Source organism: Bhargavaea cecembensis DSE10 (assembly GCF_000348905.1).
GTDB lineage: Bacteria > Bacillota > Bacilli > Bacillales_A > Planococcaceae > Bhargavaea > Bhargavaea cecembensis.
In genome coordinates this window covers 99,179-123,548 of record NZ_AOFT01000009.1, presented here as the reverse complement: position 1 = coordinate 123,548, position 24,370 = coordinate 99,179, and the positions used below count along the sequence as shown (strand labels likewise).

Below are 24,370 nucleotides of genomic sequence, written 5' to 3'. Positions count from 1 at the left end.
GTCACCCAGCAAAAGAACCATTTTATAAAGAAAGAAGTTGAACAACATGCCGGAATTGCCGGAGGTAGAAGGGGTCGTGCGGTCGCTCGCCCCGGCCGCATCCGGACGGACAATCCGGGACATTGCGGTGTCCGATACGGTCATCCAATCGAAGTCTGAGGCAAAAGAAGCCATCCTGAAAAACATCTCTGCGGAAGAGTTCGCTGAGCGGATGCGCGGGATGACGATCACGGATGTCACCCGCCGGAGCAAATACATTTACTTTCACCTTGAGAAAAACGGAGAAACCTTTCTTCTTGTCAGCCATCTCGGCATGTCGGGCGCCTGGTTCGCGGTCAACGACATCGATGAGGTGAAGGAGGAGAAGTTTCGCCGGCATATCCATGTCATATTCGGGATGGAGGACGGCGGCCTGCTTGCCTTTGCGGACATCCGCCGTTTCGGTGAGCTGCGCCTGATCGGGGAGGAAAGCGATCATCCGCCGCTGCTCGCGATGGCTCCTGAACCGTTCGATGAATCAGCAGCAGGGCATTTTCTGAGTCTGTGCAGGACTGCGAAATACGCCGGAAAGCCGATCAAGGAAACGATTATGGATGGAAAAGTCATCTCCGGCTGCGGGAATATCTACGCGACTGAAGCGCTTTTCCGGACCGGGATCCACCCTGTACGGAAGACGGGCAGAATCAGCATGGAGCGTCTTGAGCGACTGTTTGCTGAGATCCGCCAGGTGCTTGGAGAAGCGATCGAAGCGGGCGGCAGCTCGATCTCGGATTACCGGAACATCAACGGCGAAGCAGGCGGGATGCAGAACCGGCTGCGCATGTACGGGCGGAAAGGCTGTCCCGATTGCGGTGCGGAAACCAAACGGGTGACAATAGCCGGGCGGACATCGGTCTATTGCCCGAAATGCCAGCATTGAAAGAGGTGTCACAATGATTATCGGATTGACCGGAAGTATTGCGAGCGGGAAAAGTACAGTTTCCGGGATGCTTGAAGCAAGAGGATTTCCGATTGTGGATGCGGACCGTGTCGCGAGGCTCGTCGTCGAGCCCGGGCAGCCTGCACTCGAAAGGGTCCGTCAGGCGTTCGGGGAAGAGGTGATCCTTGAGGACGGGACGATGGACCGAGCCGCGGTCGGGGAACGGATCTTCAACGATCCGGCCGAACGCAAGAAATTGAATGACATCATGCACCCCGCCATCCGTCAGGAGATGCTGCGCCAGCGCGACGGGCACTTTGACCGTGGGGCGAAGACCGTAGTGATGGATATCCCGCTTTTGTTTGAAAGCAGGCTCCAGCATTACGCCGACAAGATCCTCGTCGTATCAGTGACAGAGGAGACCCAGCTGAAGCGGCTGATGGAAAGGGACGGCTTCAGTGAAAAGGAAGCTAGGGCCAGGATCACCTCACAGCTTCCGATCTCCGAGAAAGAACGGGGAGCAGATGCCGTCATCTACAACAATGGGACCATAGAAGAGACGGAAGAACAGCTGGACCGGATTCTGGAATCCTGGAATGCCTTCCCCTGACCGGTAAACATTCTGAATCATGTAATTTCATTGAACGTGATAAATGTGGGTGCTTTTTCCGGTAAATGTGATATACTAATTACGAGTAAAAGAAAATGAGTATAACACAGTTACAGGAGGCCCCCTCATGAATCCTTCCATCGCGATTAACGGTTTCGGCCGGATTGGCCGTATGGTATTCCGCCAGGCAATTCTTGAAGACGGATTGAATATTGTAGCGGTCAACGCGAGCTATCCGCCGGAAACACTTGCCCATCTTTTGAAATATGACACCATTCACGGAAAGTTTGAAGGAGATGTCCTGACTGAGGACGATGCGCTTGTCGTCAACGGCAAACGGGTCCAGCTGATTGCTGAACGTGACCCGGCTAAGCTTCCGTGGAAAGAGCTCGGCGTGGATATCGTCATCGAAGCGACCGGCAAGTTCAATTCCCGGGACAAAGCGGCCCTTCACCTTGAAGCCGGTGCGAAGAAAGTCATCCTGACCGCTCCGGGCAAGAACGAAGATGTCACCATCGTCATGGGTGTGAACGATGATCAGCTTGATCTCGACCGGCACGATGTCATCTCCAACGCAAGCTGCACAACAAACTGCCTTGCACCGGTTGCAAAAGTGCTGAATGACGAATTCGGCATCGACAGCGGACTGATGACCACTGTCCACGCATATACAAATGACCAGAACAACATCGACAATCCGCACAAGGACCTCCGCCGTGCGCGCGCGGCTGCCGAGTCGATCATCCCGACAACTACAGGCGCCGCAAAGGCACTTTCTCTCGTACTGCCGGAACTCAAAGGCAAGCTTCACGGCATGGCACTCCGCGTTCCGACCCCTAACGTCTCGCTCGTCGACCTTGTGGTTGACCTGAACCGTGACGTGTCGGTCGAAGAAGTCAATGATGCCTTCATCCGTGCGGCAGAAGGCCCGCTCAAGGGAATTCTTGCTTACACGACAGAACCGCTTGTCTCGAGTGACTTCAAGACCGATGCGCACTCGGCTACAATCGACGGGCTCACGACGATGATCATGGGAGACCGCAAAGTGAAAGTTCTTGCATGGTATGACAATGAATGGGGCTATTCTGCACGCGTTGTCGACCTAACAAAGAAAGTTGCGGCCGGAATCGGTGCGAAAGTCAATGCGTAATCAATGAGTCAGGACCCGGGCCCCGCCCGGGTTTTCTGTTTGCCGCGGAGGGGGACAGAGACATCGTCCGTCATTGGGAATGATTGGCCGTTTATCCTCTGTTTGAGATTAATAGTTGCGTTTGAAGGGTTCCCGTCATATAATTATCCCGTGAACCTCAAAGTTCACACTGGGCAGCTTAAAGGGTTAGGACCTCATCGGACTAACTTTCCCCCGTGGTTGCCCGTTTGCCGACAGCCGGCAATACTTACTGAAGAAGGGGGGACGAACCATGGAAACAATGGGTCGTCATGTAATTGCTGAACTTTGGGAATGTGAATTCGACAAGTTGAATGACATGCCGTATATCGAGCAGACATTTGTCGAAGCCGCATTGCGTTCGGGCGCGGAAGTGCGAGAAGTCGCGTTTCACAAATTCGCACCGCAGGGAGTCAGCGGGGTCGTCATCATTTCCGAATCACACCTCACGATCCACAGCTTCCCTGAGCATGGCTATGCCAGCATTGACGTATACACTTGCGGAGATCTTGATCCGACCATTGCAGCCGGCTATATTGCGGATGCGCTCGGAGCAAAGAACCGCCAGATGACCGAACTGCCCCGGGGCATGGGTCCTGTCGGAGCCGGAAAAACAGCGGTCACCGTCATGGCCTGACACCGTTTATGATTGGAACATCAAGAGCAGAGGCGGAAGCTTCTGCTTTTTTATTTTTGGAGCAGTTTCTGGCAGGCAGTATCCCGTTTAGCCGCCGGCGGAACTCTGCTATAATGGAATGAATGACACACTCCGCTCACATCGGGTGACCGGAAGATCATGAACTTAAACAGAAAGCGGGGATGCCGATGAAGTGCCCGGCCTGTCAGCATAACGGGACGCGAGTCGTCGATTCCCGGCCGGTGGACGAAAGCAAGGCGATCCGGCGACGCAGGGAGTGCGAGGCTTGCGGATACCGGTTCACTACATTTGAAAAAGTCGAGGAGATGCCGCTGATCGTCGTGAAAAAAGACGGTTCACGGGAAGAGTTCAGCCGTGAGAAAGTATTGCGCGGACTGATCCGGGCCTGTGAAAAGCGGCCCGTGCCGCTCGACGACCTTGAAGAGGTTGTCTTCTCGATCGAGAAAGAGCTCCGGCGCCAGGGCAATGCCGAAGTCAAGTCCGAGGATGTCGGGGAGATGGTGATGGAGCGGCTTGTCGAAATCGATGACGTCGCCTATGTACGGTTCGCCTCCGTCTACCGTCAGTTCAAGGACATTAATGTTTTTATCGATGAACTGAAAGACCTCCTGAAGAAAGAAGATGACTGATTGACCCGCGGAATGAAAGGATGGGAATATGAATCCGCTCTACAAAGAATTGCAGCCGTCGGATGCGTATTGTGTCCGTCTTCCTTATCCCTTTTCCGATTTTGACCGCCAGATCCTGACCGCACTCTACCAGCCGCTTATCGGGCATGGGGCGATGGCGGTCTTCTTTGCCCTTTGGGGAGAGGCTGAGCGGGAAGGGACCGCAGAGTCCACCCACTATCACCTCCTCAACCTTCTTGATATGCCGATCGGGACGCTGTTCGAGGCCAGGCTGTCACTTGAGGGAATCGGGCTGCTCAAGACCTACCGGAAAAATGACGGGGAGGCGCGCTGCTTCCTTTATGAACTTAAGCCGCCATTGGACCCGGAGACGTTCTTCCATGATCCGATTTTGTCGATGTTCTTGTTCGGCAAGGTGGGGGCCCAGACATATAAGCGCATCCGCGGACGTTTTCTGAACCCGCCGGTTCCGGAGGGCTACGAAGAGGTGTCCAGGTCATTCCCCGAAGTGTACAAGTCCGTCAAGGCAGGTGCCATGGAGGAAGATACAGATACATACGAATCAAACCAGCGGGCGCCAAAGCTCGCTTTCACCGGCTATCCGTTTGACTTCCCGCTTATGATGGAAGGGCTGTCGGCGCAACTGGTGCCAAGGAAGGCATTTACTCCGTCGGTGAAAGAAATGATCGTCCGGATCGCCTTCCTATATGGCCTGTCGCCGGTCGATATGCAGCAGGTCGTCCTTCTGGCGATCGATGCCGACGGCAATCTGACGGAAGACCGGCTGAAGCGTGCAGCTGCCGATTATTACAAGCTGTCCAGGTCGAATACAGCTCCGAAACTCACCAAAATCATCGCCACCCAGGAAAAAGCGGCTTCTCCTGAAGAACCGAAAACCAAGGAAGATGAGCTGATCCTCTATCTGGAGTCCAGTTCGCCGGTCGAGATGCTGAAAGACATCAATGGGGGACGCGAGCCGATGCAGGTGGATGTAAAACTTGCACAGAAGCTTGTGCTGGAACATCGCCTTCCGTCAGGTGTGGTCAATGTGCTTCTGCAGTATGTATGGCTCAGGAACGACGGGAAGCTGACGAACAATTATGTTGAGCGGATCGCCTCGCATTGGATGGCTAAAAAAGTCGACAATGTAAAGGACGCGCTCGAGCTGGCACGGACAGAACACGACAAGTATATGAAGTGGAAGCAGGAGGGCGGCGGAACCACGAGACCCCGAAAGCCGGGTGCCAAAACGGAAGCCGTACCCGACTGGTTCTACAAGAAAGACCACAAACCCGAGGGCGATAAAGAGCCCCGGCCAGAGGAGAAGGATCCCGACATCGAGGCAAGGCGGATCCGCCTCATGGAGAAATTCGGCATGACGAAAGGCGGTGTCAACTGAGATGGAACCGATCCGTGACACACTAAAGCGAATTGTCAATGCACCGACATTCGCCGAACGATATTCAGAGATGCGGTCTGAAGTCCTGAACCATCCCGGTGTACAGGCTTTCCTGGAAGCCCACGCCGGGGAAGTGGACAAGGCGATGGTCGACCGCGGCCTGGGGAAGCTGTATGAATATACCTCCCAATCCCATGATTGCGGCAAGTGCGAGAGCCTGGAAGCATGCACCAATATGATGAAGGGGTATGAACCGAAGCTGGTGATCGAGCGGGGTTCGATCGGCGTCGATTATGTGATGTGCAAGAGGAAATTGGAAGATTCGGAACGTCGCCGCGTGTCTTCCATGATCCGCAGCATGCATATGCCAAAGGACATGCTTAACCTGGAAATCCGTGATTTTGATATCACGAAAGGGGAGAGCCGTCTTGGCGCAGTGGAGCTTGTCCTGGAATTCCTTGATAAATATGACCGCACAGGCGAGCTGCCTGCACAAGGGATCTATATTCATGGCCCGTTCGGCACGGGTAAATCCTATTTGCTCGGAGCGGTCGCCGGCGAACTGGCGAAGCGGCACGTGCCGTCTGTCCTCGTTTTTGTACCGGAGTTTCTCCGGGAGCTCAAGCAATCGATCCAGGACCAGTCGCTGAACGAGAAAATCGACTTCGTCAAACGGGCCCCGGTCCTGATGCTCGATGATCTCGGGGCAGAGACACTGACCGCCTGGACGCGCGACGAAGTTTTGGCGACCATCCTTCACCACCGGATGGCGGAAAAGCTTCCGACTTTCTTCACGTCGAACTTTGACTATAAGGAAATGGAAACCCACCTGTCGTACACCCAGCGCGGGGACAAGGAAGTCGTCAAGGCGGGCCGCATCATGGAGCGGATCCGCGCGATGACCGTACCGGTGCGTCTTGACGGGGAAAACCGCCGCGAGCGCAGCTGATCAGATCTGCTAGCCGGATGCATGCAATCGGCTGTTGCAAATTTCTCGGGTTTTTCGTATGATGAGTTCAATACTTCTTCCAAATGCAATGACGGGGACAGCGAACGGTTGTCCGGCCAGACAGAGAACGGGGCCTTAGGCTGAGAGCCCCCGATGGCGCGGCATCGGATCGACCACCCCAGAGCAGCGAAGGTGAACCCCGGGAAACCGTGGATTAGCCCGAGCCGGCCTCCGGTCCGTTATCCGATGCAGAGCTTCTCCGGCATGGTCGTTCATTGCCGGCAGGAAGAAGGGTGGAACCGCGAGCAGGCCTCGTCCCTTTTTGGGACGGGGCTTTTTTGCGTATTTTGGAAAATTGAAAGGAGCCCATTGGCATGGCAGAACAGATTAAATTGACTTTCCCGGATGGCGCGGTAAAAGAATTCGCGGCGGGTACGACAACAGAGGATGTGGCCCAGTCGATCAGCCCCGGTCTGCGCAAAAAGGCGCTGGCCGGCAAGCTCAGCGGTCAGCTGATCGATTTCCGTACACCCATCACGGAAGACGGGGACATCGAAATCATCACTCAGGATTCACCGGAAGCACTTGAGATTCTCCGCCACAGTTCTGCACACTTGCTCGCCCAGGCGGTAAAACGACTGTTCAAAGACGTGAAGCTCGGCATTGGCCCGGTTATCGAAAGCGGATTCTACTATGACTTCGATTCGCCTGAACCGCTCCGCGCGGAAGACTTTGCCGCCATCGAGAAAGAAATGAAGAAAATCATCAATGAAAACCTTGAAATTGTCCGGAAAGAGGTCACTCGCGACGAAGCCCGGAAAATCTACGAGGAGATCGGCGATGAATATAAGCTGGAACTGCTCGACGCGATTCCGGAAGATGAAAAAGTGACGATCTATCACCAAGGCGAATTCTTCGACCTTTGCCGGGGCGTCCACGTACCGTCCACCGGCAAGCTGAAGGAGTTCAAGCTGCTCAGCACTGCCGGCGCTTACTGGCGTGGAGACTCCGATAACAAGATGCTCCAGCGCATCTATGGAACGGCGTTCTTCAAGAAAGAAGACCTGCAAGAACATCTCCGCCTGCTTGAAGAAGCGCGGGAGCGTGACCACCGGAAAATCGGCAAGGAGCTCGACCTGTTCATGACGAACCAGCTGGTCGGGCAAGGGCTTCCCATGTGGCTCCCGAAAGGCGCGACGATCCGCCGTCTCGTCGAACGCTATATCGTCGACAAGGAAGAAAAGCTCGGCTACGATCACGTCTACACGCCGGTCATGGCAAATGTGGAGCTTTACAAGACGTCCGGCCACTGGCAGCACTACCAGGATGACATGTTCCCGCCGATGCAGGCTGACAACGAGGAACTCGTCCTGCGCCCGATGAACTGCCCGCACCACATGATGATCTATAAAAACGGCATCCACTCCTACCGCGACCTGCCGATCCGCATCGCGGAGCTCGGACTGATGCACCGCTATGAAATGTCCGGTGCACTATCCGGCCTGCAGCGCGTGCGCGGCATGACACTGAACGACGCCCACATCTTCGTCCGTCCGGATCAGATCAAGGAAGAGTTCAAGCGCGTTGTCGAACTCGTCATGGATGTCTACAAAGACTTTAACCTGAACGATTATTCGTTCCGCCTGTCCTACCGCGATCCGGCGGATACGGAAAAGTATTTTGATGACGATGAAATGTGGGAAAAGGCACAAAGCATGCTGAAGGAAGCGATGGATGACCTCGGCCTCGACTACTACGAGGCGGAAGGCGAAGCGGCATTCTACGGTCCTAAGCTCGATGTCCAGGTCAAGACGGCCATCGGCAAGGAAGAGACCCTGTCCACTGTCCAGCTTGACTTCCTCCTGCCTGAACGCTTTGACCTGAACTACATCGGCAGCGACGGCAAACAGCACCGCCCGGTCGTCATCCACCGTGGTGTCGTCTCCACGATGGAGCGATTCGTCGCATTCCTCATCGAGGAGTACAAAGGCGCGTTCCCGACATGGCTCGCACCGGTCCAGGTGGAAGTCATTCCGGTTTCTCCGGAAGTCCACCACGACTATGCAGAGAAAGTCCGGGAAGCCCTCCAGGCACAGGGCCTGCGCGTCGATGTCGACAGCCGTGACGAAAAACTCGGCTACAAGATCCGCGAAGCCCAGACACAGAAAATCCCGTACATGCTCGTCCTCGGCGACAAAGAAGCCGAGTCCGGCGAAGTCAACGTCCGGAAATACGGCGAACAAAAATCCGAATCCATCCCGCTCAACGACTTTATCGCCAAACTCCGCGAAGAAGTGGACGGGAAACAGTGAGTTAAACAACGAGGCGTTGACCGGGAAGAAGCTTTAATGTGAGCATAGCAAAACGGCATGGACTCTGGTCGCTTACCGCAGGCCGGCGCCGAGCTCCGCGTGAAGCGGATCTCGCCAGCCCGGCTTTTCCTGCAGGTGTCTCCCGACGTCCATGCCGTTTGCATTCTAGTGTAGTTTCAAGATGACAAAGTAAAAGGAGTGGCTCTGATCCCGTTCCGTGGGCCAGCCGATGCCATTTATGTTTGCTAAATGTCTATCTCATTATTTGCTTGTAGTGGAGGCGCCGACTCCTGCGGGAAAAGCGTTAGCCGAAGACCCCGCAGAGCGTAGCTCGAGGAGGCTAAGGCAACGCCCGCGGAAAGCGTGCGCCGGAACGAAAAGCAGCATTCTCCGTGATTAGGAGGATGAAGTAAACAAATCTCCAACAAAATCATTGACAAGCTGTATTGCATAGGCTATTATTGATTAGGTTAAGGAATACAGTTTGTGGTAGAAGAAGGAGCTGCCCGCTTCTCACCTGATCGACGCTTCGGCTGTTGGCAGGTTTGCACCATTGTGACGTCCCGTGCCTGTTGGCGCGGTCACATATGCGGCGGGTGGACCCAGGTCCACCCGTTTTTCTTTCGGATTGGCCACGGGGACCATCCCCGCGAGCCTGCCCAAACCATGTATTCGCGAATTACTACACGGAGGTGGCTTACGATTAGCAGAGATAACCGAGACAAATTTGTCAACGAGGGCATCCGTGCCCGGGAGCTCCGCATCATCGACCAAAACGGTGATCAGCTGGGCGTCAAAACGCGGAACGAAGCGATGGAAATCGCTACGCGTGCAAACTTGGATCTCGTTCTTGTCGCACCGAACGCAAAACCGCCAGTAGCCCGGATCATGGACTATGGGAAGTTCAAGTTCGAACAGCAGAAGAAAGAACGGGAAGCGCGCAAAAACCAGAAAGTCATCAACATCAAGGAAGTCCGCCTGAGCCCGTCCATCGACGAGCATGACTTCCAGACCAAGCTCCGAAACGCAATCAAGTTCCTTGAAAAAGGGGACAAAGTGAAAGCGTCCATCCGTTTCCGCGGCCGTGCGATCACCCACAAGGAGATCGGCCAGCGCGTTCTCGAACGTTTCGCCGAAGCCTGCAAGGAAGTCGGCACAGTCGAACAGAAACCGAAGATGGAAGGCCGAAGCATGTTCCTGCAGATGGCCCCGATCGAAGAAAAGAAATAATCTACGCACAGGATTAGGAGGATACCGACCATGCCGAAAATGAAAACACACAAAGGTTCCGCAAAGCGCTTCAAGCGCACCGGTTCCGGCAAACTCAAGCGCGGCCGTGCTTATACGTCCCACTTGTTCGCCAACAAATCGACAAAGCAAAAGCGTCATCTCCGCAAAGCTGCCGTCGTTTCCAAAGGCGACTTCAAGCGCATCAAGCAAATGCTCACTTACATGAAATAATCCGATCATAGAAATCGAATCAACATCAGGAGGGAAATCCAATGCCACGCGTAAAAGGCGGAACAGTAACACGTAAGCGTCGTAATCGTGTTCTCAAACTTGCCAAGGGCTACTACGGCTCGAAGCACACACTCTACAAAACAGCTAACCAACAGGTCATGAAGTCCCTGCAATATGCATACCGTGACCGTCGTCAGAAAAAACGTGACTTCCGCAAACTGTGGATTGCACGGATCAACGCAGCTGCACGCCTGAACGGCCTGTCCTACAGCAAACTCATGCACGGCCTTAAAGTTGCAGGCATCGATGTGAACCGCAAGATGCTCGCAGACCTCGCGATCACTGACGAGAAAGCATTCGCACAACTCGCAGAAGCAGCGAAAAAAGCAGTTAACTAATCCAGTGGAGAGACCGGCGACCATTCGCCGGTCTTTTTGGATGGATCGGAGGGATCGGCATGGAAAACGTGGGGATCGGCTGGATTCTTATTTTGTCAGCGTACGGTTTCATCATGATGGGCTATGACAAGCGGCAGGCGAAAAACGGCGGCTGGCGGGTGCCGGAGCGGACGCTCTGGATGATTGCCATTCTCGGCGGCGGTCCCGGTTCCTATGCCGGCATGCAGGCATTCCGGCATAAGACGAAGCACACCGCTTTCCGTGTCGGCTTTCTGATGCTGGCGATTGTGGATCTCGCGGCCATTCTGTATCTGGCAGGAACTTTGCAGCTCGGATAAAGCCAAAAAGGCGGACCGCATTAAGCGGTTCCGCCTTTTTTCATCAGCTGCTCAATCGGATTTTTCCAATTGATGTCCGCGTCCGGATAGCTCATGCGGATTTCTTTTTCGAGGAACAGAAAATCATCCCGGGTGAAGCCCTGAAGGGAAGCTTCGTCCTTGACCCATACAAAGATGGAGACGACCTCAAATGACCGGTCGGTTGTCCCCATATATTTCTCACCTTCAAAGAGGGCGCCTTTATAGGTGATGAAAAAATTTTTCCGGACATTTTTCACGTCATCATAGAAGTAATACCGTTCCTGCTCATAGGCTTCATCCAGCTTTCTTTTGGGGTCGGTGAGGTAACGGATGCCCCGGTAGAACAAATAGACGATGACGGCGATTACGATCACTCGGATAATCAAGGCCATGGCGGTGCCCCCTTGCACATACTGGTTTCCTCCTATACGATTGAAACGCGAAAAGGTTTCAAAAAAACGATAACTTTTTTCTGTTCGGAGGGGCAAGATTGGAACTGACAGGTCTATTTGAAATGCAGAAACGGTTGGATGCGTATATTGAAGAAAACAACGGTGTTGAACGGGATGTCTTCAGGGAGAAGCTGCTGGCCCTCACCGTTGAGCTGGCGGAGCTGGCCAATGAAACACGCTGCTTTAAATTCTGGAGCCAAAAAGGTCCGTCCCCGAAGCCGGTGCTGATCGAGGAATATGTGGATTCCATTCATTTCCTGCTGTCCCTTGGCATTCTGAGGGACATGGAGGATCTTCAGGAATGGCCGAAAGGGAAGATGGCGGGCGACCTGACGGACATGTTCATCCGGACACAGCGGGCTGTACTCGACTTCGGCGAGCGGCAGGACAGGGCTTCGTATGAAGCCATTTGGGTGCATTACGGGGCGATTGCTGAATTGCTCGGATTCACGCCGGATGAAATGATCCGTGCTTACCGGGAAAAGAATGACGAAAACTATGCCAGGCAGCAGCGCGGATATTAAAAAGGGGCCAATCCGGAAGAAATTCTGATCCGGAACGGCCTCTTTTCATTTAAACATACGGAAGCGCTATTGCTTGACCATAACTCTGCCGTTTTCTGATTCAAGCTTTACGGGTATGCGGCCGTCGCCAAAGATCGCTTCTTTTTTCCGCTCACCGAAAATCTCCACATGTCCATTGACGTTCCGGACACGGATTGAGGCATCAGAAGGTATGGCCATCATGGTCACTGTTACACTGCCATTATCCGTTTTAAGATCGATCGGATGAGTGATTTGTTCCACGGATAGCTCGATCCGGCCGTTATCCGTTTTTCCTGTGGTGTTCCCTTCGATGTTCTCCATCGTGATCCGGCCATTGTCGGTTTCTGCCCAGATCTGGCCTGATCGGACACGGGCCAATTGGATGCGTCCGTTGTCCGTCGTGCAACGGAGTGTATCGGATTCCATCTTATCCATTTCAATCCGGCCATTGTCGGTTTTTGCTTCTGCTGAACGAAAGGCGCATTCTCTGACGGTGATCCGGCCATTATCAGAATGGGCGGCAAATTGTCTGGCCAGTTGTTTTTCGGCTGAGATCGAGCCGTTTTCCGTTCGGATCAAAAGAGACTCATAAAGTTTTTTCGGCAGATGGATCACCATCCGGAACATTGGGGAACTACCGAAGCTGAACCAGCTTCTGATGCTGCGGCGTCCGACCAGGGTAATGCTCAGTTTTTCGTCATGGATATCGGCGTCGAACTTCAGGTCTTTCCGGTTTCCGATCAATTCGATGCGAGTGACCCCATCCGCTGATGGGATTGCCTTCACTGCACCGGTTTCTGTCATGATTTCGGCAGCGGTGTAGCGGCCGCCGGGAATCTCGATCATCTCGTAATCATCATGCTGTTTTCTGGTCCGGGCAGCCGGCTGTTCCGTTTCCGTAAATTCGGGATAAGCGCTCAAAATATCAGCAGCGATACTTTCCGGGGTACCAAGGGAGGCAGCGATTTCATGCTCGCTTTTGCCATCCCGCAATCCTTCTTCAAAGTATTCATCCAGATCCCCCAGGACGTCCTCTTTCTCCTCTGCAGGCAATACGGCCAATTCTTTCCCGAGCGCATGAAGAAACTGCTCCTTATTCATCATTTCCATCCCCTCCGATCAGATCGTTGACACTTTCGGTGAAGCTTCGCCATTCGGCAAGCAGGTCCTTCAGGTAATCCTGTCCGGCGACGGTCAGCCGGTAATATTTCCTTGGGGGCCCTTCAGAGGATTCTTTTAGGTAGGTCTCAAAATATCCTTCCTTTGTCAGCCGCCGGAGAAGGGTATAGACAGATCCCTCTGAGACTTCGATCCGCCTGGAGATCATCTGCACGAGTTCATAGCCGTAGCGGTCCTGGCCGTCGAGCAGGGCAAGCACACAAAGGTTCAGCACCCCTTTTTTGAACTGTACATTCATCATTTCACCTGCCTGTCTGTAACTACTGTGCAAAAAGCAGTACCATGCAAACAGTATATTCCATACTACTGCTTATTGACAAGTACCAATCCAAAAAAAGAACAGAACCAGGTCTGTTCGTTTAATCGGGCCTCCCCAAAGGGAAAGTTTCAATTGGCTCGTATTTCGGTGTATTGTGCGGATGAATCTGAAACAGATGGAAGTTGTCGACAGAGACCGGATACGGATCAAATAAATCGGATGAGAGGGCAAGCCGCTCATCGGTTTTTCTCTTTTTGGCGATCGTAATGTGGGGAACGAAACGGTCTTTTGATGGCAGGCCGGTCACCGCTGTCACGGCAGCGGACACATCCTTCTGAAGGCGTTCAAGGAGCATATTTTTTGTAACGGACAGGTAGGTAACGCGCGGGCCCGTGGACGGACCAAAGAAATTAAACCCATCAACCTGTATCGTGAAGCCGGGATGCCGTTCGGAAAGGGAGCGGAGCTGGACGGAAAGCTTGGAAATCATCCGATCATCGCAGGCTCCCAGGTAAAAAAGGGTGATATGGAGATCATCGGGATGCGAAACAACTTTGTACCGTTCGGCCAGCCGGTGTTGATTCAGGTACTGATCAGCAAGCCTCTGAACGTCTGAAGGGATACGAATTCCAAGGAAATAATGCTGTTGCAGGCAAAACGCCCCCTTTTCATCGAATTGTATTTAGTGTACCACCTGTTATCGAAAACATCAGACAAATTTCGCGATGTTTCGCAGATTGCCTTCGGTGAAAAAGGAATAGGAGCCGCTTGCTGCATGACGGAAAAATAAACTATAAGCCGTGATTTCTGAATAAGTTAAGCTATGCTATGATGGGGAATAGAGAAGGAGGGAGCCCCATGGCTTGGAATCAGGCTGCATTCGGCAGGCGGCTGAAGGCGCTCCGTGAGCGGGAGGGGCTGTCGATGCTGGCTTTCGGCAAAGAGATCGGCACTTCGGCAAGCCGGATCAAGCATTGGGAGGAAGGCAAAAGCGCTCCTTCTGCCAGTTGGATTGTCACCATATCCGAGAGATTCGGAATATCAGCAGAAAGCCTGCTGACCGGTGAACAGGACCCTGAAAAAGAGTACGCTGCTCTTGAACCGGACCGGTCAGCCGGTTCAGAAGAAACCGGACTTGAAGAATTGGCGGATTCCCTTGTCCGGGCAGGCAATCGGATGTATGGCGACCGGGATGGACGGGAAAGGATGATAGAAGAAATCACTGCCCGGCTGCCCGGGATGAGTGAACAGGATCTCAGGGAACTCTTGATGATCACCGTGCTGAAAAGCCGGCATGTCTAAAAGATTGGCATCTGAACCGAACATGCGGATAAAAAATTTTGCATGTTCATGGACACCCGTCCGCCCATCCCTTAAGATGAAACGAGAGCCACTGTAGGAGGGAGGTACACGAAGTGAAATTACTTCAGGTACGGAAAGGACAGTTCGTTTATTACAAAAACGAGCTGCACAAAGTCTACACCATCAACCCGCTTGCCAAAAAGTCTGTACACATGTACCGCATCAAAGACATGGAACAGGTCACAAGCAAGGCGGAAGAAATCACGCTTCACAGGCCAAGCCACATGGATGCATTTATGTTTATGGGGCAATGGTATACGATCCGTGAAGACCTCGAGCCGGAAGTCGACGGGTACATTCTGGTTACAAAGCCGGATCCGGAACCGATGAGCCATTATGGTCTCAACGAATTTGAGAAAGTCGAGCAGATCGAAGGACGGACAGTCGTTACGGGCCGCCAGAATCCGATCAAGCGCAAGGAATTCGTTGTGCTGCAGGAAGGGCGTAACCCGGAAGCCCGGAACATCGCTTATCAGGACGCATCTCTTGTATCCGAGGAGACACTTGCAGAAGATGCAAAGCTTGGGGCGAAGCTATCCAGGACACAGGAAATCCAGCCGAATATCGGAGACATTTATCTGAACCTGCATAATGGCGGCCGTTCGATGGTCGTCGCGGTCATGGGAGATGATGTCTGGCTCGGCCACGGCGAGAAACTCAAAATCGAAGATCTACTTGATGCCGACCACTGGACACTTGTCTACGTGAATACCGAGTTCGTACTCTGATAAGTTCAGCCGACTGCAGGAACCGATCATTAAAAGCCATCACTTTCGAAAAGTGATGGCTTTTTGCCGTATTCAGGATCGATAAAAGGATAATGGGCATTCCCGTTAAAACAGCAGACTTACCAGCCTTCTTCTTCCATCCGCATCTCTTCTGCGGCAAAGTTGAGGTCTTCGGCAGAAATGGTGAGCAGCTCGTAATGGCCCTGTTCTGAAGCGGGAAGAGCGAGTTTGCGCAACCATTTGGGAGATCCCTCATTCTCCTCATCATAGACCAGGAGCAGGCCGTCCGAGTTGCGGAGGAGAAACTTATCCCTCTCGGAAAACTGCCACGGACCTTCATAAGGCCGGTTCATCAGGACGGTCGTAAAGTCCGCCTTCCCGATGATGGACTCATATGCAAGCTTCCTGGAATCGTTCCAGTTCTTCTCCTGCTCAAGGAATGGCGTGATGACCGCGACTTTCAGTTCGGGATATTCTTTGCGCCGCAATTCATAAGCAGCTTCGGCAGCCCAGGTTTCAACACCCGGCTGCCCGCTCACAATCACCCACTCAAGGCCTTCATCTTCCAGCAGACCGCGGATCCTGCCGGTGATCGCCCTGCGGATCACGGCGATTCCCGGATGCTTATCATTGAATATCCCGAGTTCATGCGGCTTATAGCCGCTAACCAGCAGCCGTTTTAGCATCAGCGTCATCCTTTCTGCGGAGAATAAATGAAAAAGGCCAGTCCGTGGAACGGACTGGCCGGTTAATGTCAAAATAAGAAGCCGCCTTTGCCGTAGGAAAATTAGAAAGTTAAAAACCATCACTCCACAAAGTGGGTGTCCTCAGAGATGTTCCTGCACGTCTCCGGAAAAAGGTCCGGAGCCTATCATTCCGATCTCGTTTTTAAACTCCCTATTTCAGCTCAAAGGTTTAACTTTATAATCAATACGGTCAATGCAGCTTGTATTTAGAGTATAGGGCAAAACTGGCCGGGATGCAATGGAAATGTGTGGGGGAGAAAAAACAGTTCATTGCTTCCTGATGGTGCGGTGGGGAAATGGCGGCCGTGTTATAATGGAAACAGTATGAAAAGCGGGGTGAACCGTTTGTTTAAATCGGTGACATTATACACAGATCAGCTCGCTGCGATGCGGCGTTTTTATGGCAATATTCTTGAGCTGGAAATCACAGAAAGAGCGGAAGACCGCTTTACTGTCAGAATCGGGACGACCGATGTGACGTTTGTTGCCGCGGACCGGCCGGCCTTTTACCATTTTGCAATCAACATCCCAGGCAATCAGTTTTCCATGCTGAAGCACTGGATCCAGGACCGTGTCCCGCTAAATTGGGAAGATGGCGTGGATGAGGTATATTTCCGTGCATTTGATGCCGACTCGATGTATTTCGAGGACCCGGCAGGCAATGTCGTCGAACTCATCGGCCGGAGGAGAAAAGACGTCTATGGGGATATCACCCGATCGTCTTTCCTGAATATCAGTGAGGTCGGACTGGTGACAGGTGATGTGCAGCAGGCAGGGCAGACGCTGTTTGATGCAGGGCTGCCGCTGCGCGGCACGGATCTGGAGCCAGATGAACTAAATTTCATCGGCAGCGGTGACGCCTACTTCGTTCTGGTTCCCGATGGGCGCAGATGGTATTTCTCAAAAAAAGATGCTGAAATCCATCCGCTGACGGCTTCTTTGTCAAACGGAACGGTATTCAGTCTGGATGCAGCCGGGCAGATTACCCGGAGCAGCAGCGGAGAGTAACAAAGGCATCATCAGGAATTGGAGTGTGTAAAGATTGTTGGGACTGTTTAAGAAAAAATGCGGAATCTGCAAGCGCAAGACTTCTCTTCTGCGCACGTATCGCAGGGACCGCGGCCATGTCATCAAGGTGTGCCCGGCATGCGGAGAATATGCCGAGCGCAGGGCTTACAAAAAGGCCTGACCGGGATTCACGGACAAAGGAAGTGGCGCAATGGACCGCACATTATCGGCCGTCGACGGCATGACGGGCATTCTGAAAGCATCGGCGGGAAGCATTCCGATCGGTAAGGGGGAGTACCTGTTCAGGGAGGGCGAGCAGGCGGAAACCCTGTACTATGTGGAGACGGGAAAAGTCCGGGTCGGCAAAGTGACGCCGGACGGGCGTGAAATTACGTTCCGAATCTGCGGTGAAGGGGACTTTATCGGTGAGGTCATGCCGTTCTGTCCGCCGGCCGCCTACACCGTGGAAGCGAAGGCGACAGAAGAGACGACGGTTCAAGCCATTCCGAAGGACCGCCTGGAGGAGCTTCTTTACCTGGAGCATGAGCTTTCGATCGCCTACATGAAATGGATGGGAATCCTCCAGCAACGGACTCAGTCAAAGTTTCGCGATCTTATCCTGCACGGAAAAAAAGGCGCCCTGTATTCGACGCTGATCCGGATGTCAAACAGTTACGGTGTCCCGGCGGAAGGCGGCGGAATCCTGATTGATCTGGAACTGACCAACCAGGAATTGGCCAACTTCTGCGGGATGGCCCGGGAAGTGGCCAACCGGATGCTGTCGGAACTGAAACGTAACGGAAAGATTCGGATGGACAATGGCAGGATTGTGCTGACCGATATCGGTTATCTCCGGGATGCGATGCACTGTGAAAACTGCCCTGTGGAAATCTGCAGTATCGAGTAGCCGCACCACCATATAAGAAGTAAGCCCGCCTGCGGGAAATGCAGGCGGGCTTTTCAGATGTACCCAGACTTTTGCAATGCACGGATGCATTGCGGAAGACCGGGGCCTTTTTGTCTATTTTATTACAGCGGCCCCGAAATCAGCGGAAATCGTGTGATGTTTATCACAGTTTCGGGATGTGCCGAATTTTAAGATAGGACTATAGAAACTGACCGGGAGGATGGTTGGAGATGAAAAACAATAGGAACCCGCACGAAGCGGATTTGCGGGGCACGCTGATCAGTGTGCTGGTAGTCGGGGTTCTCATCGCCGTGATGTGGGCGGCTGTCTACGCCATGTATGTGGCACTTTAAAGAGAGGGGAGAAACATGATGCATCTTCACAAGTTCGAGAAAATCTGGCTGATATTCGGAATCGCCATGCTGACCGTATTCCTCGGCATCGTCGGAGTCCAGGCTTTTGCCCAGGGCCAGACACCGGCTGGCGGCATGAAGAAAATTGATCCTGAGAAAGTGGATGTTACGGCACCTTTCGATAATCCGGGTGTCCATCAGATTGACGATGATACCTATGAAGTCGTGATCAAGGCCATGGCCTATGGATATGAGCCATCGGAGATCAAAGTTCCGGCCGGCAAAGAAATCATCTTCAAAGTAACCAGCAAGGACGTCATCCACAGCTTTACGATTCCCAGAACAAAAGTGAACATGATGGTCGTTCCGGGGCAGGTCAACGAGAAAAGCTATACCTTCAGGGATCCGGGAACTTATCTGATTCTCTGCAATGAATATTGCGGTACAGGCCATCACTTCATGCATACAGAAATCGAGGTGGTTGAGGAATGATTCTGCACTCTGACCGCGGACCTCTTGCGGGTCGGCACACATCATCCGCTGTTGCGGGTACGGCAGCTGCGTCCGAACGGAAATTGGCCCTGTGGAATATCGGTTTCGCCTATACGGCGTTTTTGGTCGGCACCCTCTGTGGTCTGATCCAGGTGTTCATGCGCAATGAGATGATCCAATTGCCCGTCTGGCTGGACTATTATCAGGTTCTGACTGTACACGGAGTCACGCTGGCCCTTGTCTACACAACGTTCTTCATCTATGCCTTCCTGATCACCGGGATGAGCAGGTCGCTCGGCAGCTTCGGCCCGAAAGTGGCCCGCTGGTCCTGGATCGGATTTTTCGTGGCAGCTGCCGGTACCGTATGGGCAACCATCGAAATCCTGTCGGGACGGGCAAGTGTCCTCTACACGTTTTATGCACCTCTTAAAGCCAGCGGCTGGTTCTACGTATCCCTTGCCCTCCTGATCATCGGTACCTGGATCATCAGCTTTTCGCTGATCGCCCACTACGTGAAGTGGAGAAAAGCCAATCCGGGTGTCATGAGTCCTCTGTTCGCATTCATGACCATTTCGACACTGATCATGTGGATCATCGCCTGTCTCGGTGTTGTCGCCGCTGTTGTCTTCATGTACATTCCCTGGGCATTCGGGTGGGTGGATACGATCAACGTCGAACTGAGCCGGACACTCTTCTGGTTTTTCGGCCACCCGCTGGTCTACTTCTGGCTGCTTCCTGCCTATATGGCCTGGTATCTGGTCGTCCCGAAGCTGCTCGGAACAAGAGTGTTCAGTGATTCCCTGGCGCGCCTGTCCTTCCTGCTCTTTATCCTGTTTTCCATTCCGGTCGGCCTTCACCACCAGCTGACCGAGCCGGGCGTCGCCGACTTCTGGAAATTCCTTCAGGTCACGCTTACCTTCATGGTCGTCATTCCGACTCTTATGACCGCATTCTCGCTGTTTGCGACCTTTGAGATCTCGGGTCGCCAGAAAGGGGCCAAGGGGCTGTTCGGATGGGTCGGCAAACTGCCTTGGCACGACATTCGCTTTACCTCGCTCTTTATCGCGATGGTATTCTTTATCCCCGGCGGAGCAGGGGGGATCATCAATACCAGTTTTCAGCTGAATGAATTGGTGCATAACACGCTCTGGGTAGTCGGGCACTTCCACATCACGGTCGGAACACCGGTCGCCATGACATTCATGGGCATCTCGTTCTGGCTGATTCCTTATCTGACGGGACGGACACTTACAAAGACGACCAAAAAGCTGGCATTTGTCCAGATCATTTCCTGGTCGGTAGGCATGCTCTTTATGTCCACCGCACAGCACGTACTCGGACTGCTCGGTGCTCCGCGGCGGACGCAGCACTCCAATTACAGTGATCATCCTACGGTACTGGGCTGGTTTGACGGATTCTTCTCAAATACATCGACACTGGCTCTTGGCGGAATCATCCTGTTCTTCTCAGCGATGCTGCTGATGGTCATCGTATTCCGGCTCTGGCTGATTGAACCGCGTTCCGAAGAGGGTGACCTGTATGCAGAGTTCCCGATTGCGGAAAGCGATGCTTCGGCAACACCAAGGTGGCTTGAAAACTGGTGGATCTGGATCGGCATCGCAGTCGCCCTGATCCTTCTCGCCTACACGTTTCCGATCACCCACATGATTCAGGATGCACCTCCCGGATCCAAAGGCTTTATCAACTGGTAAGGAGATGAGCAAATGCTGCTGATGACTGTATCATTCATGATCGTCATGATCATTGTCATGGTGATCGCGATGGAGCTTGGTTCAGAAAAGGATATGTAAATCGAAGCCTGTCCGGCACAAGCCGGACAGGCTTTTTCATATTGCGGTACGGGCGGAAAACTGACAACATGGAACCAAGCAGGTAATTGCGAACCGCAAAATGGAGGGGACCTGATGATCGTCAGACGGGCAATAGCAGGTGACGAAAGAGGGATGGCTGAAGTTCATGTGAGAAGCTGGAAGACGACTTACCGGGGAATCGTGTCAGATGAATACCTTGAATCACTGAACATAGAGGAGCGGGAGGAGCTCTGGAAGAGAGGGATTTTTCACACCAAGGCATTTGTCGCTGAAGAAGCGCGGGGCATTGTCGGTTTTGCCAATGGGGGACAGGAACGGTCCGGCAGCTACCCGGGATATGACGGGGAATTGTATGCCATTTACCTGCTGAAAGAATGCCAGGGGCAGGGGGCCGGCCGTGAACTTGTCCGGCAGGTTGCCATGGCTCTGAGGGAAGCGGGTTACCGTTCACTGCTCATTCGCGTACTACGGAATAATCCTTCACGCCATTTTTATGAGGCCCTTGGCGGCAGCCGGATCGGAGCAGAGCAGATAGAAATTGCCGGTGACCTGCATGAGGAGTGGGTCTATGGATGGCCGGATCTGAATGTTCTCTATGAAAAGGGGGATCAAGAATGACTTTTATCATATCGGATAAAGAGCGGGAACAGACATTGAAAAACTTGTTCAGGAAAGGGCCGGACGGGCCGCTGGATGTTTTTCCTTCAAAAGAGAAAAGAAAATTCATCGTGGCAGAGCATCTGGCAAACCGTTTTGAAATAGGAAAAGCCTACAGTGAGCGGGAAGTAAATGAAATCCTGAAGCGTGCTTATCCGGACTATGCAACAATCCGAAGGTTTTTTATAGATTATGGGTTGATGGAACGGTCGTACGATGGCCGGACTTACATGAAGACAGAGCGGAAGTAAGGAAGAAGCGGTTGAAGCTGCCGGACAGCAGTGGTACAATGCTGTCCTGTTTTCTGCAGGGACTAAGGGATGTGGGGGGAGTGCGATGGCAGCAAAGGATCATCCGGATTATGCGGAAGAATTGGAGCGGCTGGAATACACAAAGGAATATATGCAGCGGCTGCTCGGAGAAACCGAGCGGGAAGCGGCAGCGTCCAGGGAAAATATCAGGCAGTCCATGGGCGACCTGGAGCATCTGGACTCCAGTCTGAGCTACATCAATATCCTGACGAATGCCCGTTTTTTTGAGATGGCGGCAGGACGGAAGGAAGAGCTGGAAGCGGTCCTTCAGAATCCCTACTTTTCCCGGATCCATTTCAAAAAAGAAGGGGAAGGGGCCGAACTGCTCTACATCGGAAAGACCTCGCTGTTCCACAGGGAAACGCAGGAACCGGTCATCGTAGACTGGCGCTCGCCGGTTGCAAACGTCTATTATGACGGCCGGATCGGCGAGGTCACCTACGAGGTGAACGGGGAAGAGAACCGGGGGCATCTCTATGCCAAGCGCCAGTACAAGATCGAAGGCGGCAAGCTGGCGGATATCCGCGATGTCGACCTGACGACGAATGATGAACTTCTTCAGGAGGCGCTGTCCGGAAAGGCGGACGTCCGGCTGACGGAGATCGTCTCGACCATCCAGAAAGAGCAGAATGAAATCATCCGTGCAAACCTGAAGCGGCCGATCATCGTCCAGGGAGCAGCAGGGAGCGGCAAAACAACGATCGCCCTCCATCGCATCTCGTATTTCCTCTATACGATGGGCGGAAATTTCCCGGCTGACAAACTGATGATTCTTGCACCGAGTGAATTGTTCATCGGCTACATTTCGGACGTCTTGCCCGAACTCGGTGTCGATAAAATCCGGCAGACCACCTTTGAACAGTTTGTACTGGGTGCCACCGGACTGAAGCTGAAGGTGGCGGATCCGAACAGGAAGCTGGAAAAGCTTGCCGAAGGAAGTGCAGTGGATGGGGAAACGCTGATTCTCTCGAGGCTGAAGGGGTCACTCGCTTACCGGAATGCCCTTGACCGGTATGTCGCCATGATTGAGAAAGAAATAGCCGGCCTGTTTGAAGATGTGTATATCGAGAAGTTCCGGATCATCAAAAAGGAACGGCTCAGGCGGTTATTCCTCAAGGAATTCAGTTACCTGCCTCTTCAGAAGCGTCTTGACCGGATTGCCGGCATTCTGAAGACAGAGACAGCCAGAAAGCGGAAGGAGATTTTATCCACACTGACCGCCCGCTACGAGCAGGCATTGGACAAGGCGCTGTTCGGAATCCGGGATGACCGGAAGCGCCGAGAACAGACGACCCGTCTGATCGACGAACGGGATGAGCGTCTTCCGGCTATCGAGCGGGAGGGAAAGAAAACAGCGGCTGCCTACATGAAACGCTTTCCCGCCTACAACATTAAACAGCAGTACCGGAGATGGTTCAAGGATGAAGAGCTGATCCGGAAAACTGCTGCCGGGTGGACTGAAGCGGAAAGGAAGGCAATTGTAAAGTCGGCGGCCGAAGAACGGTGGGAAACCGAGGATCTTGCGGCCCTGCTTTATCTTCAGGCCCGCCTGAAGGGAATTCCGGATCAGTGGAAGATGCGTTCGGTCTTCATTGATGAGGCACAGGACTATAGTGCGTTCCAACTGGCAGCCCTCCGCGATGCCCTGGATACCGATATGTTCACCATCGTCGGGGACCTTGCCCAGGGCATTCATTCCTACCGGTCGGTGCGCGACTGGGAGACGGTTCGGAACCTTTTTCCGCGCGCAGCCTTCCGGACACTCCAGAAAAGCTATCGGACGACGGCGGAGATCATGGAAGCCGCAAACAAAGTGCTTGGCGGGCTCGCTGCCGGACTTCCGCTTGTGGAACCGGTGGTCCGGCACGGACCGCACCCGGAAGTGCACCAGGCCGGGGCATTTGATCCCGGAGCGGTGCACCGGCTTTACCGGGCAATCCGTTCCAGAGGCCATCACTCGGTCGCGCTGATCACGAAGACCACGCGTGAGGCGGAGAAGATGGCTGAAGGGCTCGCTGGTCTGGACGGTCAAGTGATGCTCCTTGGCCAGGGATCCGTGCCACAGTCCGGCCGCCTGCTCGTCGTGCCCGGACATCTTGCAAAGGGGCTGGAGTTTGATGCGGTGATGGTCGCCGCGTTCAGTGACCCGTTCAGGGATAGTGAACTGGACCGCAAGCTGCTGTATGTCGCCATGACCCGGCCGATGCATGAGCTGCATCTGATCGGTGATTTCAGTTTGTTTCTGGGCAGTTGCTCAGATCAGGAGAATCCAGACCGCATGCAATAAGAACACGGTGACATAGACGATGAGGGCTGCATTCATCAGGATACGGACAGGACGCGATTCGCCGATCGCATGGGATAGGACGACCAGGATTGCAGGAAGTGCAAGCTTCACCGCGAAGAAATAGGCAGGCTCTATTTTCAGTATGGCGTTCATGAGGGGGTTGGCTTCCCGGATATAACCTCCCGCAATGCCCGTCAGTGTCAGATAGGTATCGGCCACGGAAAGGAGCAGCAGGAGAATGGAAGGATGCTTCAGTGAGTCGGTTTTCATTGCCGGACCACCTTCTCTTTTTAAGCCCATCCTGCCCGCGGTACCCATGTTCCACACCCGGATTTTGTAGATTTTGTGAACACGGGCAAGCCAACTTTACAATCTTTAACACAGCCCTTA

General features: G+C 53.4%; 30 protein-coding genes and 1 other RNA gene. 24 read left to right on the top strand and 7 right to left on the bottom strand.

Translation table 11 applies throughout. The features are described 5' to 3' along the window. Positions 1 to 46 precede the first annotated feature (46 nt). The 12 genes from mutM to C772_RS09990 all read left to right on the top strand — a co-directional run bounded on the left by mutM (position 47) and on the right by C772_RS09990 (position 10,841). Entirely contained in the window at positions 47 to 919 is an 873-nt protein-coding gene (mutM, locus tag C772_RS10045) for a bifunctional DNA-formamidopyrimidine glycosylase/DNA-(apurinic or apyrimidinic site) lyase (RefSeq protein ID WP_008299700.1), read from the top strand. Between the two features lie 13 nt (positions 920 to 932). Beyond that, on the top strand, positions 933 to 1,529 hold the full coding sequence (coaE, locus tag C772_RS10040; protein WP_008299699.1) for a dephospho-CoA kinase: 597 nt from the start codon (positions 933 to 935) through the stop codon (positions 1,527 to 1,529). A gap of 127 nt (positions 1,530 to 1,656) precedes the next feature. After that, positions 1,657 to 2,679, top strand: a complete 1,023-nt coding sequence (locus C772_RS10035) for a glyceraldehyde-3-phosphate dehydrogenase (protein WP_008299698.1) — start codon at positions 1,657 to 1,659, stop codon at positions 2,677 to 2,679. A gap of 271 nt (positions 2,680 to 2,950) precedes the next feature. Then, positions 2,951 to 3,334 (top strand): adenosylmethionine decarboxylase, encoded by a 384-nt coding sequence (speD, locus tag C772_RS10030; protein WP_008299697.1) that lies wholly within the window; start codon positions 2,951 to 2,953, stop codon positions 3,332 to 3,334. Between the two features lie 188 nt (positions 3,335 to 3,522). Then, positions 3,523 to 3,984, top strand: coding sequence for a transcriptional regulator NrdR (gene nrdR, locus C772_RS10025; protein WP_008299696.1), 462 nt, complete (start codon positions 3,523 to 3,525; stop codon positions 3,982 to 3,984). Between the two features lie 28 nt (positions 3,985 to 4,012). Next, entirely contained in the window at positions 4,013 to 5,383 is a 1,371-nt protein-coding gene (locus C772_RS10020; RefSeq protein ID WP_008299694.1) for a replication initiation and membrane attachment family protein, read from the top strand. A gap of 1 nt (position 5,384) precedes the next feature. After that, on the top strand, positions 5,385 to 6,332 hold the full coding sequence (gene dnaI, locus C772_RS10015; protein ID WP_008299692.1) for a primosomal protein DnaI: 948 nt from the start codon (positions 5,385 to 5,387) through the stop codon (positions 6,330 to 6,332). A 374-nt stretch (positions 6,333 to 6,706) separates the two neighbouring features. Continuing rightward, complete coding sequence (gene thrS, locus C772_RS10010; RefSeq protein ID WP_008299691.1) at positions 6,707 to 8,644, top strand: threonine--tRNA ligase; 1,938 nt, start codon at positions 6,707 to 6,709, stop codon at positions 8,642 to 8,644. A gap of 666 nt (positions 8,645 to 9,310) precedes the next feature. Beyond that, positions 9,311 to 9,874 (top strand): translation initiation factor IF-3, encoded by a 564-nt coding sequence (gene infC / locus C772_RS10005; RefSeq protein ID WP_008299690.1) that lies wholly within the window; start codon positions 9,311 to 9,313, stop codon positions 9,872 to 9,874. Positions 9,875 to 9,904: 30 nt separating this feature from the next. After that, positions 9,905 to 10,105: a 50S ribosomal protein L35 gene (gene rpmI, locus C772_RS10000; RefSeq protein ID WP_008299689.1), complete on the top strand. Its 201-nt coding sequence runs from the start codon at positions 9,905 to 9,907 to the stop codon at positions 10,103 to 10,105. 41 nt (positions 10,106 to 10,146) lie between these two features. Continuing rightward, the gene (rplT, locus tag C772_RS09995; RefSeq protein ID WP_008299688.1) at positions 10,147 to 10,503 is read left to right on the top strand and encodes a 50S ribosomal protein L20; all 357 of its coding nucleotides are present in this window, start codon (positions 10,147 to 10,149) and stop codon (positions 10,501 to 10,503) included. 59 nt (positions 10,504 to 10,562) lie between these two features. Continuing rightward, positions 10,563 to 10,841, top strand: coding sequence for a DUF1294 domain-containing protein (locus C772_RS09990; RefSeq protein ID WP_008299687.1), 279 nt, complete (start codon positions 10,563 to 10,565; stop codon positions 10,839 to 10,841). 20 nt (positions 10,842 to 10,861) lie between these two features. Here the strand turns inward: C772_RS09990 and C772_RS09985 are convergent, their stop codons facing one another. After that, the gene (locus tag C772_RS09985; protein WP_008299686.1) at positions 10,862 to 11,254 is read right to left on the bottom strand and encodes a hypothetical protein; all 393 of its coding nucleotides are present in this window, start codon (positions 11,252 to 11,254) and stop codon (positions 10,862 to 10,864) included. Positions 11,255 to 11,352: 98 nt separating this feature from the next. Here C772_RS09985 and C772_RS09980 point away from each other — a divergent pair, with 98 nt between their 5' ends. Then, positions 11,353 to 11,838, top strand: a complete 486-nt coding sequence (locus tag C772_RS09980) for a dUTP diphosphatase (protein ID WP_008299685.1) — start codon at positions 11,353 to 11,355, stop codon at positions 11,836 to 11,838. 66 nt (positions 11,839 to 11,904) lie between these two features. Here C772_RS09980 and C772_RS09975 read toward each other — a convergent pair whose 3' ends face one another. The 3 genes from C772_RS09975 to thpR form a co-directional block, all read right to left on the bottom strand. Continuing rightward, positions 11,905 to 12,963 (bottom strand): DUF4097 family beta strand repeat-containing protein, encoded by a 1,059-nt coding sequence (locus C772_RS09975; RefSeq protein ID WP_008299684.1) that lies wholly within the window; start codon positions 12,961 to 12,963, stop codon positions 11,905 to 11,907. Further along, a complete protein-coding gene (locus C772_RS09970; protein ID WP_035002027.1) occupies positions 12,953 to 13,276 on the bottom strand; it encodes a PadR family transcriptional regulator in 324 nt (107 codons plus the stop codon). Before C772_RS09970 ends, C772_RS09975 begins: the two co-directional genes overlap by 11 nt. A gap of 121 nt (positions 13,277 to 13,397) precedes the next feature. Further along, positions 13,398 to 13,949, bottom strand: a complete 552-nt coding sequence (gene thpR / locus C772_RS16385; RefSeq protein ID WP_268743607.1) for an RNA 2',3'-cyclic phosphodiesterase — start codon at positions 13,947 to 13,949, stop codon at positions 13,398 to 13,400. 206 nt (positions 13,950 to 14,155) lie between these two features. On the opposite strand from thpR, the gene C772_RS16140 reads away from it, so the two are divergent. Next, positions 14,156 to 14,599, top strand: coding sequence for a helix-turn-helix domain-containing protein (locus C772_RS16140; protein ID WP_008299677.1), 444 nt, complete (start codon positions 14,156 to 14,158; stop codon positions 14,597 to 14,599). A gap of 113 nt (positions 14,600 to 14,712) precedes the next feature. Next, positions 14,713 to 15,387 (top strand): hypothetical protein, encoded by a 675-nt coding sequence (locus C772_RS09955; RefSeq protein ID WP_008299676.1) that lies wholly within the window; start codon positions 14,713 to 14,715, stop codon positions 15,385 to 15,387. Between the two features lie 119 nt (positions 15,388 to 15,506). Here C772_RS09955 and C772_RS09950 read toward each other — a convergent pair whose 3' ends face one another. Then, positions 15,507 to 16,073, bottom strand: a complete 567-nt coding sequence (locus C772_RS09950; protein ID WP_035002022.1) for an SLOG family protein — start codon at positions 16,071 to 16,073, stop codon at positions 15,507 to 15,509. A gap of 74 nt (positions 16,074 to 16,147) precedes the next feature. Further along, positions 16,148 to 16,338, bottom strand: a non-coding RNA gene (ssrS, locus tag C772_RS16380) — 6S RNA. Between the two features lie 140 nt (positions 16,339 to 16,478). Here ssrS and C772_RS09945 point away from each other — a divergent pair. From C772_RS09945 to helD, 9 genes are all read left to right on the top strand, one after another. Continuing rightward, positions 16,479 to 17,141: a hypothetical protein gene (locus C772_RS09945; protein WP_035002092.1), complete on the top strand. Its 663-nt coding sequence runs from the start codon at positions 16,479 to 16,481 to the stop codon at positions 17,139 to 17,141. A 34-nt stretch (positions 17,142 to 17,175) separates the two neighbouring features. Next, the gene (locus tag C772_RS16740; RefSeq protein WP_008299670.1) at positions 17,176 to 17,322 is read left to right on the top strand and encodes a hypothetical protein; all 147 of its coding nucleotides are present in this window, start codon (positions 17,176 to 17,178) and stop codon (positions 17,320 to 17,322) included. A gap of 30 nt (positions 17,323 to 17,352) precedes the next feature. Then, entirely contained in the window at positions 17,353 to 18,048 is a 696-nt protein-coding gene (locus C772_RS09940) for a Crp/Fnr family transcriptional regulator (RefSeq protein ID WP_008299669.1), read from the top strand. Between the two features lie 230 nt (positions 18,049 to 18,278). After that, on the top strand, positions 18,279 to 18,401 hold the full coding sequence (locus C772_RS16735; protein WP_008299667.1) for a hypothetical protein: 123 nt from the start codon (positions 18,279 to 18,281) through the stop codon (positions 18,399 to 18,401). An 18-nt stretch (positions 18,402 to 18,419) separates the two neighbouring features. Next, positions 18,420 to 18,893 (top strand): cytochrome c oxidase subunit II, encoded by a 474-nt coding sequence (locus C772_RS09935; protein WP_035002084.1) that lies wholly within the window; start codon positions 18,420 to 18,422, stop codon positions 18,891 to 18,893. Next, entirely contained in the window at positions 18,890 to 20,605 is a 1,716-nt protein-coding gene (locus C772_RS09930; protein ID WP_008299664.1) for a b(o/a)3-type cytochrome-c oxidase subunit 1, read from the top strand. The genes C772_RS09935 and C772_RS09930 overlap by 4 nt, the downstream gene beginning before the upstream one ends. 213 nt (positions 20,606 to 20,818) lie before the next feature. Continuing rightward, the gene (locus tag C772_RS09925) at positions 20,819 to 21,343 is read left to right on the top strand and encodes a GNAT family N-acetyltransferase (RefSeq protein WP_008299663.1); all 525 of its coding nucleotides are present in this window, start codon (positions 20,819 to 20,821) and stop codon (positions 21,341 to 21,343) included. Then, positions 21,340 to 21,633, top strand: coding sequence for a DUF2087 domain-containing protein (locus C772_RS09920; RefSeq protein ID WP_008299661.1), 294 nt, complete (start codon positions 21,340 to 21,342; stop codon positions 21,631 to 21,633). Before C772_RS09925 ends, C772_RS09920 begins: the two co-directional genes overlap by 4 nt. A gap of 85 nt (positions 21,634 to 21,718) precedes the next feature. Further along, positions 21,719 to 23,980, top strand: a complete 2,262-nt coding sequence (gene helD / locus C772_RS09915; RefSeq protein ID WP_008299659.1) for an RNA polymerase recycling motor HelD — start codon at positions 21,719 to 21,721, stop codon at positions 23,978 to 23,980. Here the strand turns inward: helD and C772_RS09910 are convergent. After that, a complete protein-coding gene (locus tag C772_RS09910) occupies positions 23,948 to 24,250 on the bottom strand; it encodes a DUF5658 family protein (RefSeq protein ID WP_008299657.1) in 303 nt (100 codons plus the stop codon). The two genes, helD and C772_RS09910, sit on opposite strands and share 33 nt — an antisense overlap. Positions 24,251 to 24,370: the final 120 nt, after the last annotated feature.

Excerpts from the sequence above, each read along its gene's own strand:
- mutM (WP_008299700.1), top strand. The coding sequence starts at position 47 with ATGCCGGAATTGCCGGAGGTAGAAGGGGTCGTGCGGTCGCTCGCCCCG.
- coaE (WP_008299699.1), top strand. The coding sequence starts at position 933 with ATGATTATCGGATTGACCGGAAGTATTGCGAGCGGGAAAAGTACAGTT.
- C772_RS10035 (WP_008299698.1), top strand. The coding sequence starts at position 1,657 with ATGAATCCTTCCATCGCGATTAACGGTTTCGGCCGGATTGGCCGTATG.
- speD (WP_008299697.1), top strand. The coding sequence starts at position 2,951 with ATGGAAACAATGGGTCGTCATGTAATTGCTGAACTTTGGGAATGTGAA.
- nrdR (WP_008299696.1), top strand. The coding sequence starts at position 3,523 with ATGAAGTGCCCGGCCTGTCAGCATAACGGGACGCGAGTCGTCGATTCC.
- C772_RS10020 (WP_008299694.1), top strand. The coding sequence starts at position 4,013 with ATGAATCCGCTCTACAAAGAATTGCAGCCGTCGGATGCGTATTGTGTC.
- dnaI (WP_008299692.1), top strand. The coding sequence starts at position 5,385 with ATGGAACCGATCCGTGACACACTAAAGCGAATTGTCAATGCACCGACA.
- thrS (WP_008299691.1), top strand. The coding sequence starts at position 6,707 with ATGGCAGAACAGATTAAATTGACTTTCCCGGATGGCGCGGTAAAAGAA.
- infC (WP_008299690.1), top strand. The coding sequence starts at position 9,311 with ATGTATTCGCGAATTACTACACGGAGGTGGCTTACGATTAGCAGAGAT.
- rpmI (WP_008299689.1), top strand. The coding sequence starts at position 9,905 with ATGCCGAAAATGAAAACACACAAAGGTTCCGCAAAGCGCTTCAAGCGC.
- rplT (WP_008299688.1), top strand. The coding sequence starts at position 10,147 with ATGCCACGCGTAAAAGGCGGAACAGTAACACGTAAGCGTCGTAATCGT.
- C772_RS09990 (WP_008299687.1), top strand. The coding sequence starts at position 10,563 with ATGGAAAACGTGGGGATCGGCTGGATTCTTATTTTGTCAGCGTACGGT.
- C772_RS09985 (WP_008299686.1), bottom strand. The coding sequence starts at position 11,254 with ATGGCCTTGATTATCCGAGTGATCGTAATCGCCGTCATCGTCTATTTG.
- C772_RS09975 (WP_008299684.1), bottom strand. The coding sequence starts at position 12,963 with ATGATGAATAAGGAGCAGTTTCTTCATGCGCTCGGGAAAGAATTGGCC.
- C772_RS09970 (WP_035002027.1), bottom strand. The coding sequence starts at position 13,276 with ATGAATGTACAGTTCAAAAAAGGGGTGCTGAACCTTTGTGTGCTTGCC.
- C772_RS16140 (WP_008299677.1), top strand. The coding sequence starts at position 14,156 with ATGGCTTGGAATCAGGCTGCATTCGGCAGGCGGCTGAAGGCGCTCCGT.
- C772_RS09950 (WP_035002022.1), bottom strand. The coding sequence starts at position 16,073 with ATGCTAAAACGGCTGCTGGTTAGCGGCTATAAGCCGCATGAACTCGGG.
- C772_RS09940 (WP_008299669.1), top strand. The coding sequence starts at position 17,353 with ATGGACCGCACATTATCGGCCGTCGACGGCATGACGGGCATTCTGAAA.
- C772_RS16735 (WP_008299667.1), top strand. The coding sequence starts at position 18,279 with ATGAAAAACAATAGGAACCCGCACGAAGCGGATTTGCGGGGCACGCTG.
- C772_RS09935 (WP_035002084.1), top strand. The coding sequence starts at position 18,420 with ATGCATCTTCACAAGTTCGAGAAAATCTGGCTGATATTCGGAATCGCC.
- C772_RS09930 (WP_008299664.1), top strand. The coding sequence starts at position 18,890 with ATGATTCTGCACTCTGACCGCGGACCTCTTGCGGGTCGGCACACATCA.
- C772_RS09925 (WP_008299663.1), top strand. The coding sequence starts at position 20,819 with ATGATCGTCAGACGGGCAATAGCAGGTGACGAAAGAGGGATGGCTGAA.
- C772_RS09920 (WP_008299661.1), top strand. The coding sequence starts at position 21,340 with ATGACTTTTATCATATCGGATAAAGAGCGGGAACAGACATTGAAAAAC.
- helD (WP_008299659.1), top strand. The coding sequence starts at position 21,719 with ATGGCAGCAAAGGATCATCCGGATTATGCGGAAGAATTGGAGCGGCTG.
- C772_RS09910 (WP_008299657.1), bottom strand. The coding sequence starts at position 24,250 with ATGAAAACCGACTCACTGAAGCATCCTTCCATTCTCCTGCTGCTCCTT.